The organism is Arthrobacter sp. GW822-FHT05G07 (assembly GCF_058799755.1).
The window spans coordinates 150,270-162,896 of the sequence record NZ_JBXALT010000007.1 but is presented as its reverse complement, the minus strand read 5'-3'; the positions used below and the strand labels follow the sequence as shown (position 1 = coordinate 162,896).

Annotated in this window: 10 protein-coding genes; 4 read left to right on the top strand and 6 right to left on the bottom strand. The window is 64.6% G+C overall.

What is annotated here, in order from left to right; all coding sequences use genetic code 11:
* The first annotated feature begins 27 nt into the window (after positions 1-27).
* The 3 genes from AC1RJY_RS13615 to AC1RJY_RS13605 are packed head-to-tail and all read left to right on the top strand — an operon-like array spanning position 28 to position 3,846.
* Positions 28-1,077 carry an iron ABC transporter substrate-binding protein gene (locus tag AC1RJY_RS13615; RefSeq protein ID WP_498602513.1) on the top strand — a complete coding sequence of 350 codons (1,050 nt, stop codon included), beginning with the start codon at positions 28-30 and terminating at the stop codon, positions 1,075-1,077.
* A 4-nt stretch (positions 1,078-1,081) separates the two neighbouring features.
* On the top strand, positions 1,082-2,683 hold the full coding sequence (locus AC1RJY_RS13610) for an ABC transporter permease (RefSeq protein ID WP_498602512.1): 1,602 nt from the start codon (positions 1,082-1,084) through the stop codon (positions 2,681-2,683).
* Positions 2,680-3,846, top strand: a complete 1,167-nt coding sequence (locus AC1RJY_RS13605) for an ABC transporter ATP-binding protein (protein ID WP_187329918.1) — start codon at positions 2,680-2,682, stop codon at positions 3,844-3,846. The genes AC1RJY_RS13610 and AC1RJY_RS13605 overlap by 4 nt, the downstream gene beginning before the upstream one ends.
* Positions 3,847-3,859: 13 nt before the next feature.
* Here AC1RJY_RS13605 and AC1RJY_RS13600 read toward each other — a convergent pair whose 3' ends face one another.
* The gene (locus tag AC1RJY_RS13600; RefSeq protein ID WP_011773499.1) at positions 3,860-4,453 is read right to left on the bottom strand and encodes a YdeI/OmpD-associated family protein; all 594 of its coding nucleotides are present in this window, start codon (positions 4,451-4,453) and stop codon (positions 3,860-3,862) included.
* Between the two features lie 74 nt (positions 4,454-4,527).
* Between AC1RJY_RS13600 and AC1RJY_RS13595 the strand changes: the two genes are divergently transcribed.
* The gene (locus AC1RJY_RS13595) at positions 4,528-5,226 is read left to right on the top strand and encodes a hypothetical protein (protein ID WP_498602511.1); all 699 of its coding nucleotides are present in this window, start codon (positions 4,528-4,530) and stop codon (positions 5,224-5,226) included.
* Here the strand turns inward: AC1RJY_RS13595 and AC1RJY_RS13590 are convergent.
* The 5 genes from AC1RJY_RS13590 to AC1RJY_RS13570 are packed head-to-tail and all read right to left on the bottom strand — an operon-like array spanning position 5,223 to position 12,601.
* Positions 5,223-6,479 (bottom strand): M20 family metallo-hydrolase, encoded by a 1,257-nt coding sequence (locus AC1RJY_RS13590; RefSeq protein ID WP_011773497.1) that lies wholly within the window; start codon positions 6,477-6,479, stop codon positions 5,223-5,225. The genes AC1RJY_RS13595 and AC1RJY_RS13590 overlap by 4 nt on opposite strands.
* A gap of 8 nt (positions 6,480-6,487) precedes the next feature.
* Entirely contained in the window at positions 6,488-8,224 is a 1,737-nt protein-coding gene (locus tag AC1RJY_RS13585) for an amidohydrolase (protein WP_498602509.1), read from the bottom strand.
* 8 nt (positions 8,225-8,232) lie between these two features.
* Entirely contained in the window at positions 8,233-9,639 is a 1,407-nt protein-coding gene (locus AC1RJY_RS13580) for a gamma-aminobutyraldehyde dehydrogenase (protein WP_011773495.1), read from the bottom strand.
* A 14-nt stretch (positions 9,640-9,653) separates the two neighbouring features.
* Positions 9,654-11,273, bottom strand: coding sequence for a thiamine pyrophosphate-dependent enzyme (locus AC1RJY_RS13575; protein ID WP_498602507.1), 1,620 nt, complete (start codon positions 11,271-11,273; stop codon positions 9,654-9,656).
* Positions 11,270-12,601: an MFS transporter gene (locus AC1RJY_RS13570; RefSeq protein ID WP_498602506.1), complete on the bottom strand. Its 1,332-nt coding sequence runs from the start codon at positions 12,599-12,601 to the stop codon at positions 11,270-11,272. The genes AC1RJY_RS13575 and AC1RJY_RS13570 overlap by 4 nt, the downstream gene beginning before the upstream one ends.
* Positions 12,602-12,627: the final 26 nt, after the last annotated feature.

Sequence of the window (12,627 nt, the reverse complement as noted above, 5' to 3'; positions counted from 1 at the left end):
CGTGCTTGTATCCAGAAAGTAGCCCCCATGAAGCTCCCCAAAAACGCTCTGGCCGGAATCGCACTCCTCGCCACTGCCACTCTTGGCCTTTCCGCCTGCGGTTCCAACACCACCACTGCACCGGATTCCTCCGAATCCGCGGCTACCGGCGATGGCATCACGGTCTACAACGCTCAGCACGAGAGCCTGACCAAGGAATGGATCGACGCCTTCACCAAGGAGACCGGCATCAAGGTCACCCTGCGCCAGGGCTCGGACACCGAGATGTCCAACCAGATTGTGCAGGAAGGCGCTGCTTCACCGGCAGACGTCTTCCTCACCGAGAACTCCCCTGCAATGGCGCAGGTGGAGAATGCGGGCCTGTTCGCCGACGTCGACAAAGCCACCGTCGACCAGGTTCCTGCCGAGTTCCGCCCGTCCACCGGCAAATGGACTGGTATTGCCGCGCGCTCCACCGTCCTGGTGTACGACAAGAACAAGATCAGCGATGACCAGCTGCCCAAGTCCATGCTGGATCTGGCAAAGCCCGAGTGGAAGGGAAAGTGGGCCGCTTCCCCCTCCGGCGCCGACTTCCAAGCGATCGTCTCGGCCCTGCTTGAGCTCAAGGGTGAGGCCGCAACCGAAGAATGGCTCAAGGGCATGAAGGAAAACTTCAAGGCTTACAAGGGCAACAGCACCGCCATGAAAGCCGTCAACGCCGGCGAAGTGGACGCAGCACTGATCTACCACTACTACTACTATGGCGATCAGGCCAAGACCGGCGAGAACTCCAAGAACGTCACACCGTACTACTTCAAGAACCAGGACCCGGGCGCGTTCGTGTCCGTATCCGGTGGCGGCGTCCTCAAGTCGTCCAAAAAGGCAGCCGACGCCCAGGCGTTCCTGAAGTTCATCACGGGCAAGGCCGGCCAGGAGATCCTCAAGACCGGAACCTCCTTTGAGTACGCCATCGCCTCAGAGGTTGATGCCAATGAAAAGCTTGTTCCCATCAAGGACCTGCAGGCACCCACGGTGGATCCCGCCAAGCTGAACTCCACCAAGGTCACCGATCTGATGACCAAGGCAGGACTCCTGTAATTCTGTGACCACTGATCTATCGGCTCCCAACGTTCCACGTTCAGAGGGAAGCACGACGACGGCGGGCCGGGGCAAGCGCCCCCGCCCGCCTTTCGGCGTTTCCACGGTGTCCTTGCTGGCGGTGCTGATTGCGCTGTTTTCCCTGATTCCGCTGGGCTACGTGCTGTACATGACGGCGGCGACAGGTTGGGACACGGTGGTGGATCTCATTGTGCGTCCCCGTGTGGGCGAACTCCTGCTGAACACTGTGTTGCTGATGGTCTTCACAGTGCCGCTATGCCTGGGGCTCGGAGTGGGCGGTGCCTGGCTGGTGGAACGAACCAGGCTCCGCGGACACCGCTGGTGGGCGGTGCTGTTGGCCGCGCCTTTGGCTATCCCGGCGTTCGTCAACAGCTACTCCTGGGTGTCCGCCGTTCCTTCCTTGGAAGGACTCTGGTCCGGTGTGCTGATCGCCACGTTGTCCTACTTCCCGTTGGTGTACATCCCTGCCGCGGCGACGCTTGGCCGGTTGGACCCCGCCATCGAGCAGTCCGCGGCATCGTTGGGCCTGGGTTCCTGGGCCGTGTTTTTCCGCGTTGTCCTGCCGCAACTGCGCATCGCCATGACCGGTGGCGCCCTGCTGGTGGCCCTGCATCTGTTGGCTGAGTACGGTGCTTTCGCGATGATCCGCTTTGATACGTTCACCACGGCGATCATGGTCCAATTCCAGTCCACCTTCAACGGCACTGCAGGGAACATGCTGGCGAGCGTCTTGGTGCTCCTGTGCTTGCTGCTGCTGCTGGCCGAAGTCAAAAGTCGGGGCACTGCCCGCTACGCCCGGATCGGCTCCGGCGCGCAGGCGAAGGCTATCCGCCTGCCTCTGGGGGCCTACCAATGGCCTGCTCAGCTTGCACTGCTGGCCCTCACTGTCCTGGCCTTCGGGTTGCCGCTCTGGTTTGTGCTGAAGTGGGTGATGGCGGGCGGTTCGGACGTATGGGCGGCTGAAGACTTAATCCCGGCGCTCTCGCAAACCCTCATGTACGGGGCAGCGGGGGCACTGGTCACCACGGTGGTGGCATTCCCCATGGCTTACCTGGCTGTAAGACACCCGAGCTGGTTCAGCAAGATGTTGGAACTGTCCAATTACGTCACCAGTTCGCTGCCCGGAATCGTGGTGGGCCTGGCGTTCGTCACCGTCAGCATCCGGGTGGTCCCCGGGGTTTATCAGACCGCGGGGGTCCTGATAGCGGCGTACGTCCTGCTGTTCCTTCCGAGGGCCTTGGTGAACATCCGTGCTGGCTTGGCACAAGCCCCCAAAGAACTCGATGAGGCCGCGCAGTCCTTGGGCAAGACCCCTTTGGAGTCCTTCTTCAAGGTGACGTTGCGGCTCACTGCCCCGGCCGCTGCCGGCGGTGCTGCGTTGGTGTTCCTGGCCATAGTCAACGAGTTGACGGCCACTTTGCTCCTCTCGCCCAACGGTACGCGCACGTTGGCCACTGAATTTTGGAGCAAAAGCAGCGAGATCGACTACGCCGGCGCCGCACCTTACGCGTTGCTGATGATCCTGCTGTCAGCCCCCATGACATACCTTCTCTTCCAACAGTCCAAGAAAGTAGCCGGACAGTGACCGAACAATCCCCTTCCAGGCTTCCTGCGCCGCGGGTGGCCCCATCGGTGGCTCCCACCACGAATGCGCACCTGGATATCCGGGAGGTCACCAAGAACTTTGGCTCCCAAGCCGTGCTGAAGGGCGTGAACCTCTCCGTCGCCAAAGGCGGGACCACTGCGATCGTGGGCCCTTCCGGTTCAGGCAAGACCACGCTGTTGAGGTTGATCGCGGGCTTTGAGCATCCGGACACAGGTTCCATCAGCCTGAACGGTTCCCGGGTGGCCGGAGAAGGCGAGTGGGTGCCCGCGCACAAACGGCAGGTAGGGTACGTTGCCCAAGACGGCGCCTTGTTTCCGCACTTGACGGTGGGACAGAACGTCGCGTTCGGCTTGGATTCAGGAAAGCTCGACGGCGGTCGCGGCGCCGTGAGGTCGCGGGTGCAGGAACTGCTTGAGATGGTGTCCTTGGATGCGTCCATGGCCAAGCGCCGGCCGCACCAATTGTCCGGCGGTCAGCAGCAGCGGGTCGCTTTGGCCCGGGCGTTGGCCCGGGAACCTGAGCTCATGCTCCTTGACGAACCTTTTTCAGCGCTCGACGCCGGACTTCGGGTAGCCACCCGCAGGGCCGTAGCCAAGGTGCTCAGTGCTGCCGGTGTGACCACCATCCTCGTGACCCACGATCAAGCCGAAGCGCTCTCCTTCGCTGACCAGGTGGCCATCATGCGCGGCGGCAAGCTGGCCCAGATAGGCAACCCCTTTGTGGTTTACACCCGTCCGGCTGATCGCGCCACGGCTGAATTCCTTGGCGACGCCGTGATTCTTGAGGCGTGGATGGAAGGCTCCCTGGCCACGTGCTCGCTGGGCGGAATTCCGGTCCGCCGCCCGCCGGCGCAGGGAAGGGTGCAGCTGATGCTGCGGCCGGAGCAAATCCGCATTGCCTCCGATGGGCCTATCCGCGGAGTGGTGGTGGACACGGATTACTTCGGGCCGGAAACCACTGTTCGTATCAAGCTGGGTGAGTACACGGCCCCGGACGGCGGCGCGTCGGGCAACAGTCACCGCTACCCTGGCGGCGGGGAGATCATCACCATCAGGCATTGGAACGCTTCGATCACCAAGCCCGGCACTGAATTGTGTCTGCGCGTGGTGGGCGAAGGCGTGGCGTTTCCGTCCGAAACCTGACCGGCCTGGTGCATTACGTCGGCCGTTTCTTCTGCGGGTACGGCGTTTCGTGGCGGGCAAGCATCTCCACGAAACCGGCGATCTTGCGCGCACGGGTGTCTGCGCGCTTAACCCCGTTGGTGCGGTGAATAAGGGCGAACCGGTTCTGTGATGTCAGGACGTCGAACATTGCCTGAGCTTCCGGGACTGCGGCGATGGCTGCAGCGAGGTCGTCCGGGACCACGGAGTCCGCTGGCCCGGCGTAGGCCGCTTCCCAGCGTCCGTCAGCTTTGGCGGCCTCGACGGCGGCACGTCCGGCGTCGGTCATCCTGCCCTCGGACTCCAGACGGGCAATGTGCCCCACATTCCGCACTGACCAGATGCTCTTGCGGCCGCGGGGTGTCATCCGCTGGAAATAGCTTTGGTCGTCGCGGCTTTTCGCTTGGCCGTCGATCCAGCCAAAGCACAGGGCCTCGTCCAACGCGGCGTCGTAGTCCAACTCCGTGACGTTGCCGCCCTTCTTGTGCAGGATCAGCCACACGCCGGGACTGTCTGCGGCATGCTCCGAAAGCCAAGCACGCCACGCGGCGCCGTCTCGGACAAGAAGTTCTTCAAGCTCAATGGGCATGGACTCATTCTGCTGGGAACGGCAGATACGGCATAGGCTGAAACGCAGAAGCCCTGACAATCCCAGGAGGACCGATGTTGCGAGCCCGCCCCACTCATTACACGTCCCACCCCGAGCAGTGGGACGCGCTCCTTCAGGCTCTGGGTTTGGTGAAGACCGTTGACGACGACGCCTGGCGCGAATACGACGCCGGTTCGGGTCGCGTTGCGGTGGGCTCCGTGGACCATGGCCATCCATTGGACGGATCCACGATCTTTGGGGTCGAAGCAGGAAACCTGGAGGAGTTCGCACGCCGCACCGAGGAAGCCGGCACGCAGGCAGAGCTCCACCAAACTCCCGACGGAGCCACTGTGCGTATCTCCACGGAGGACGGTTTCGAGTTCTTCGCATTCCCCGCGCGGCGTGCCATGGATGGCACGTGGGCCACTTCAAGTGAGGCCGATTCCGCGCTCACCGTGGTAGCCACCTGGGTCAGTCCCTTTGTGGGCTTGGCGGCCAACGACCTCCGGAACATCGGCGCCCGGCCGCGCACGGAGGACGACGAATCGGCCACGTTCACCACCAAGAACGGTGGAATCCTGCGGGTGATCCACGGGGCGGATGGCACCAACGGCGAACTCGCGTTCGAGTACGACGACGGGTTGGAAGCTCTGCTGGACCGCCTCAGGGCAGCAAAAGTCGAGGCAAGGATCAGCGAGGGTGTCCTGTACATCGCCAATCCCGATGCCTCGGGTGGCGCGGCACCGGCCTCGATCGTGGTGGAGGCTGTTTAGTTCTCCAGCGCCCCGTCACACAGACGGGCAACCACCTCGGTGAGCATGGTGAGTCCGGCCACGATGTCCTGGTCCGTGGTGTATTCGTGCTCGTTGTGGGAGATGCCATCAACGCTGGGCACGAACAGCATCACGGTGGGGACGATGTCCTTCATGTTCGTGGAGTCGTGCCCGGCCAGGGTCATCACTTCCTTGTTGGACAGCCCGAGGTCGGCGGCAACCTTGGCTGCGAGCTCCACGCCTTCGGGCTGGTACGGGGTGACGGCCCAGGAGTGTGAGTGGTTTTTCTCTACGGTGACGTTGGCCAGCTGTTCGATCTCCGTGATGCGGGCGTGCAGCAGGGCGTCGGCCTCGGCCAGGACGGCTTCGTCGGCGCTGCGCAGGTCCAGCAGGAGGTTCACTCGGGACGGCACCACCACGGGCGAGTTGGGGTACACGTTGAGCTGACCCACCGAGGTGTGCAGGACACCCGGGAAGCGGTCGGCGAGTTCGCGTGCGGCAACCACCAGCATCGAGGCCCCGAGCAGAGCATCCTTGCGGTCCGCGATCACCGTGGAACCGGTGTGTGCCTGCTCGCCGTGAACCACGAACTCGTACTTGTTGGCGGCCCAGTTGGAGCTGACCAGCCCGATGGTGACGCCGTCGCGCTCCATGCTGCGGCCCTGTTCGATGTGGATCTCGGCGCAGTACGCGGCTTCCGGCCCCTCATACGTTCCGCGGCACCCGATCGCGTCCAAGGCATCGCGCACGGTGACCCCGGCGGCGTCCTTGGTGTTGAGTGCGTCCTCGAGTTCCAGCTTGCCGGTGTAGACGGATGAGCCCATCATGGACGGCTTGAAGCGACTGCCTTCCTCGTTGAACCAGTTGACGACGGCGAGGTTGAACGTGGGTGCTGTGGCGCCGGCTTCCCAGCGGGCGGCCAGGCGGAACGCGGCGTGGGCAGCAGCGAGGACGCCATACGCGCCGTCGTAACGTCCCGCCGTCGGCTGTGAATCCATGTGCGAGCCGACCACCACGTAGGGCGCACCGGGCACAGCTTCGTAGAGGCCCCACTGGTTGCCGGCGTGATCGAACTTCACCGTGAAGCCGTGCTCCTCCAGGAGTCCGGCGAGCCAGCGGCGCTGCTCGCCGTCGGGAATGGTTGCCGCTTGGCGGTCCACGCCGCCGTTCTCCGTGGCACCGAAGGCGCTCATGGTCCGGAAGTCCTGCACGAAGGCGGTGTCCTGGGTGGTGAAACTAGTGGTGATGGTCATGGTCTCCCCTATGAGCTTTGGGTTGCTGATACACGGCTCGCTGAAACACGGGCAGCGTACGGACTTTCCGAGGAAGGTTCCGCGTGGAAGTAGGTTGATTGGTAGGTAAAACGGCCGCCGACGGCGGTGGCCAGGACCTGCAGTTCGCTGATGGCAGGCGCCGTCAACGGTGAATCGGACAGGACGGCGAAGTCGGCAAGTTTGCCGGGTGTCAGCGTGCCTTTCTCGGCCAGGGTCCCCGTTGCTGCGGCGGCTCCGGAGGTGTACGCGGCGAGTGCCTGGTGTGGGGTGAGACGTTCGGCCGGGTTACCGAAGACAGCCCCGGACCCGGTCCTGCGGTCCACGAACGCCTGCATGCCGCGGAGCACGTTTCCGTCGGCTACCGGCCGGTCCGAGCTTCCCGCGAGCATCACTCCTGCGTCCAGGAAACTGGCTGCCCGGTAGGCCCACGGCAAACGGTCCGGCCCGAGGGACGCGGTCATGCCGTCCCCACCCTCGCGGAAGAAACTTGCCTGGGGTGTCACGGCGATTCCTGCGTCCGCGAGCCTTGCCAGCTGCTCGGGGCGCGTCATGGAGGCGTGTTCGATCCTGTTGGGCAAACGGCGCTGCCCGTACACGCCCTGGCAGTCGGTGATGATATCCACGGCGAGGTCAACGGCCCGGTCCCCGATGGCGTGGGCCGCGATGGACCACCCGGCGGCGTAGGCGGCCTCGATGCGTTCCCGCAGCTGGGCCGGATCCGCTTGGAAATAGCCAACGTTGCCGCGGTTGTCCTTGTGGCCGTGGCTGCAGAACTCGTGACTCACGGCCGCGGTTTCGCCCAGGAGCGAGCCATCCAGGAACACTTTCGCGGGGCCCAGCGATAGGTAGTCATTGCCGAAGCCGCTGGTGATGCCAAGGTCCAGCCCGGCCGGTGCGGCACCAGCACTGTCAGAAGCATGACCGCCCAGGCCATGCAGCACATCGAGCACGGGCATGACCTGTGCCCGGGCATGCAACCGGCCGTTGGCCGAAGCGCTCTGGTAGGCAGCGAGCTCGGCCGGGCTGTGCCCGATCCACCCGCCGCCCACCCCGGCCTCGGTGAAACTCGTGATGCCCTCGGAGGCGTAATACAACGTGGCCCTCTCAAGGGCGGCCTCGATGTCCTCCAGCGAATACGGCAGGATCAGCCGCTGGATCAGTTCCTGGGCCGTCTCCTGAACCAGTCCCGTGGGATGTCCCGCTGCGTCGCGGACGATCGCTCCGCCGTCGGGATCCGGGAACGACGGCGACTCCGCACCTGCCAGCCGCAACGCGGCTGTGTTGACCACGGCCATGTGCCCGGAGTTGTGCCGCATGAACAGCGGCCGCTCCCCCGTGATGCGGTCCAGCTCGGCGATGTCCGGGAAGGACCCGCCGTGCTGGGTCTGGCTGAAACCAGTGGAGAAGAGCCAGCCCTCGCCGTCGGTCCCGGGGTTGGCAACAGCGCCCCGAAGCAACTCATAGAGCTCCTCCAAGCCGCGGGCACCGGAGACGTCCAGTTCCGCCAGGCCCAGCCCGAACCACGTGGTGTGGCAGTGGGCATCGATGAAGCCTGGAGTGACGGTGGCACCGCCAAGATCGAGCACCTGAGCAGCGTCCAAGCCATCCAGATCCTCGTCCAAGCCCACGATGCGGCCCTGCCAGAGGCCCAGCGAGCCGGCCACAGGGCGGTCCGGATCCATGGTGATGATCTCTGCGTTTCGCAGGAGGAGGTCGAGTTTCATGTCCGGTTCTAGCGGTGGGAGGTGGTGACGGATTTGATGCGCGTGTAGTCCTCAAGTCCATAGACGGAGAGGTCCTTGCCCGTGCCCGAATGCTTGAACCCGCCGTGGGGTGCTTCGGCCGGGATCACCTGGTGGCAGTTGATCCATACGGCCCCGAAGTCGAGCTCGTTGGATACGCGGGTAACCACTCCATGGTTCTCGGACCACACGCTGGAGGCCAGCGCGTACTTGGTGCCGTTGGCGAGTTCGATCGCTTCTTCCTCGGTGGCGAACGGCTGGACGGTCAGCACGGGGCCGAAGATTTCGTCGCACACCACCTCGTCGCTCTGGAAGACGCCGTCGATCACCGTTGGCTCGAAGTGGAAGCCGGTTCCGGTGCGCTTGCCGCCGGAGAGGACGCGGGCGTTGGCGGGCAGGCGGGACATGAAGCCCTCTACCCGCTCCAACTGCGCGGCGCTGTTGAGCGGGCCAAGATCCGCATCGGAACCGCCCACCTTCAAGGCAGAGGCGGCGTCAGCCAGGGCTGCTGCGAACTCCGTATGAATGTCCTGGTGCACCAGGACACGGGTCACCGCAGTGCAGTCCTGCCCGGCGTTGAAGAAGGCAGCCAGGGCGATTTCGCTGGCAGTCCGCTGGATATCGACGTCGGCAAACACCACAGCGGGCGCCTTGCCGCCAAGCTCCAAGTGCACGTCCTTGAGCGTCTTGGACGCCGCGGACATGACCTGTGCACCGGCCCGTGTGGAGCCCGTAATGGACACCATCTCCGGGATGTCATGATCCACCATCGCAGCGCCGGCTTCGCGCCCGCCGCACACGATGTTCACTACGCCGGCCGGGTAGACCTGCTGTGCCAGTTCACCCAGGACCAGTGTGGACCAAGGGGTGGTGTCGGCAGGCTTGAGGACCAAGGTGTTGCCCGCAGCGAGGGCCGGACCGATCTTCCAGATGGCCATCATGAACGGGTAGTTCCACGGCGTAATCTGGGCCACCACACCGATGGGTTCACGCCGGATGGTGGACGAAAAACCCTCCACATACTCGGTCTGCGCCGTACCGGAAACCACCCGGCACGCCCCGGCGAAGAAGCGCAGTTGGTCCGCGCCGCGCAGGATTTCGAGCTCTTTGGTGAGGGCGGAAGGCTTGCCGGTGCAGGCAACCTCGGCCTCGAGAAGACGGTCAACGTTCGCCTCGATGAGGTCGGCCAGCTGCAACAGCAGCGACTGGCGTGTTCCCGGCGTCGTGCGCTTGTATCTCTTGAAAGCTGCGGCAGCGGCCTGGAAAGCGGCGTCGACGGCGGCAGCATCACTGTCCGGCGCGGTGCCGATCTGCTGGCCCGTGGCGGGGTCGAAGAACGGCAGGCTGGCCGCGGCGTCCACGGACTCGCCGTTGATGATGTTCTGAAGCTGGATCACGGTGAAGGCTCCGGTCAATTTGTTGAAGTCTTGGGGGAACGCGTGGTGGGGTCCTGCGGCAGGTGCAACAGGGCCGGGAGGCCGGAGTCGACGGCGCGGTGGAACGCGGCTGCGAAGTCTTCCGTGCGGTCCACGCGCTCGCCGTAACCGCCGTAGGAACGGGCGAGTGCGGCGAAGTCCGGGTTGGTCATGTGGGTGCCGGACGGGCGGTCCGGGTAGTGCGCTTCCTGGTGCTCGCGGATGGTGGCAAAGATGCCGTTGTCCACCACCAGGACGATGAACGTGGCACCGTAGCCCATGGCAGTGGCGATCTCCTGGCCGTTCATCATGAAGCAACCGTCGCCTGCCACGGAGATGACCTGGCGGCCCGGATAAGCGAGCGAGGCTGCCACGGCTGCCGGGATACCCATGCCCATGGCGCCGTTGCGCGGAGCGGCCAGAGAGTTGGCCGAGTTGTGGTCCAAGTACCGGGCGGGCCACAGGGCGTGGTTCCCGGCGCCGAAGGTGAGGACGGCGTCGTCGGCCATCTCCTTCTTGAGGACCTCCATGGCGACGCCCAAGTCGACGCCGATGCCGCCGTCGGGCTGGGGCGTGGAGAACGTGAGCTGATCGGCGCGGGCGCTGGCGAACCAGCCTTCCTCGCGGTTGACCTCCACAGCTGTGGCGGGGAGGGCCGCAGCGAATGCGGTGACGTCCGCAATGATGTGCTGGTCCACGCGGCCGAAGTGGCCCAGGAGGTTGGCATCGGCGTTGACTACGACGGTTTCGGCGTCGAGTCCGCGCTTGTAGCCGTCGGAGAGGACGTCGCCGCGGACGCAGCCAACAAAGACGATCAGATCGGCGTCGTCCAGGCGCTGGGCGTTGGCGTCGCTGCGTCCGTAGCCAAGGAAGCCGGCGTAGGCGTCGCTGCGGTGCGGGACGGCGTCGTAGGCGCGGAAGTCGGCCACCACCGGGATGCTGTTACGGCTGGCCCAGGCGGCCAGCTGCTCGCCGGAGTCCTGCGTCCAGCCTTCACCGCCGACGACGATGAGCGGCTTGCGTGCCTTCTCCAGTTTTTGGGTGAGGCCTGACAGGTCCGCCGCGGCAGGCTCCGGACGGGCAACCTTGCGGGGTTCCACCGTGGCGTTCTCCACGACGTGCACCAACACGTCTTCCGGGAGGCCGATCACCACGGGGCCGGGGCGTCCGCTCAGGGCGGTGAAGATGGCGTCGTCCACCACGCGGGCGGCGGAAGCGGCGTCGTCGAGGGTCACTACCTTCTTGGCGGTGCTGCCGAACCAGGCGTTGATATCGAATTCCTGGAAGGACTCGCGGCCCCGGTCGGCCACCGGAATCAGGCCGACGAACAGGATGAGCGGAGTGGCGTCCTGATAGGCGGTGTGGACGGCGATGAAGGCGTTGGCTGCACCCGGACCACGGGTCACCATGGCAACGCCGGGCAGCTCAGTCAGACGACCTTCGGCGAGTGCCATGAACCCGGCACCGCCTTCCTGGCGGGCCACCACGTTCTGGATGGGCGAGCCGTGCAGGCCGTCAAGGACATCGAGGAAGCTCTCGCCGGGAACGGTGTACACACGCTTGATGCCTGCGCGTTCGAGTTGGCCAACAATCAAGTGGCCGGCGGTGGTGCTCAATGCTTCATTCCTTCTTCTTCGATGGAAAGGGCGGGGAGGAACAGACCGGAGAGTGCCGTCAGTACGGAAACCACCAGCAGGATGATGGCGCCGGGCCAGAAGGAGTTGTTGGCTGCTACCAAGGCGGTGGCGATCAGCGGCACGAATCCGGAGATGACGCCGGCGGTGTTGGAGGTGATGGCGACGCCGGTGTAGCGGACCTTCGTGGCGAACAGCGCTGTCAGTGCCGTGCCGGAGACGGCGTACGGGATGGAAAGGACGGCGACGCCGATCACCATGCCCAGGACAACAAGGACGGGGTTGCGACTGTCGATGGCGAGGAAGACCGGGATGGCAATGACGGCCGAGGCCACGCCGCCCCACAGGATGACCTTGCTGGCGCCGAACTTTTCGCCCATGCGTCCGGCCCAGATGAGGGCGCCGATCTCCAGGGCTGCAGCAAGCAGGGTGCCCAAAAGCAGCAGTTCAGAGGGCAGCTTGAGGACCTTGGTGCCGTAGAAGACCACGAAGCTGGTGATGAGGTAGAAGCCACCGATGCCGAGCAATGCCGAGCACATGCCCACCAGGATCTGGCGCCAGCTGTTCTTCAGGACGCCGCGGATGGGAGCGTGTTCGGTCTCGCCGGACTCCATGAGGGCTTCAAATTCGGGTGATTCGCTGAGCCGGCTGCGGATCCACAATGAGATGGCAAGCAGCGGGATGGCTGCGATGAAGGGGATGCGCCAGCCCCAGGCGTCAAAGTTGCTCTGGCCCACCAGGAACAGCATGCCGAAGAAGCCACCGGAGGACAGGATGGTGCCGATCGGGGAACCGATCTGCGGCAGGGCGGCGTAGCGTGCGCGCTTCTCCACCGGAGCATTCTCGACGGCGATAATCACCGCGCCGCTCCACTCACCACCCACGGCAAGGCCTTGGACGATGCGCAAGGCAACCAGCAGGATGGGAGCTGCCAGGCCGATGGTCATGTAGTTCGGCAAGAGACCGATGAGGCCGGTGACAATACCGATGCCCACGATGGTGACCATGAGGATCTTCTTGCGGCCAACCTTGTCTCCAAGGGCACCGAAAATGAAGCCACCGATCGGGCGGGCAACGAAGCCCACCGCGAGAGTGGCGAAGGATCCCATGGCCGCCACAAAGGGGTCCTGGGAAACGAAGAACTGTGCGTTGAACACCAGCGCAGCGGCTGTGGTGAAAAGGAAGAAGTCGTACCATTCCAGTGCAGTGCCCACGAGGGCAGCCAGGGCCACCTTCTTGGTAACGCTTTCATCGACGACGCGTACTGCCGTGGGACTGGCGTCCGTAGCTCCGCTGACCGTGCTTGCCATAGTTACTCCATGAGTGCGAACGGGAC

Bases quoted from the DNA above. Each gene is read 5' to 3' on its own strand.
- AC1RJY_RS13595 (WP_498602511.1), top strand. From the start codon at position 4,528: ATGTTGCGAGCCCGCCCCACTCATTACACGTCCCACCCCGAGCAGTGG.
- AC1RJY_RS13570 (WP_498602506.1), bottom strand. From the start codon at position 12,601: ATGGCAAGCACGGTCAGCGGAGCTACGGACGCCAGTCCCACGGCAGTA.
- AC1RJY_RS13590 (WP_011773497.1), bottom strand. From the start codon at position 6,479: ATGACCATCACCACTAGTTTCACCACCCAGGACACCGCCTTCGTGCAG.
- AC1RJY_RS13600 (WP_011773499.1), bottom strand. From the start codon at position 4,453: ATGCCCATTGAGCTTGAAGAACTTCTTGTCCGAGACGGCGCCGCGTGG.
- AC1RJY_RS13585 (WP_498602509.1), bottom strand. From the start codon at position 8,224: ATGAAACTCGACCTCCTCCTGCGAAACGCAGAGATCATCACCATGGAT.
- AC1RJY_RS13615 (WP_498602513.1), top strand. From the start codon at position 28: ATGAAGCTCCCCAAAAACGCTCTGGCCGGAATCGCACTCCTCGCCACT.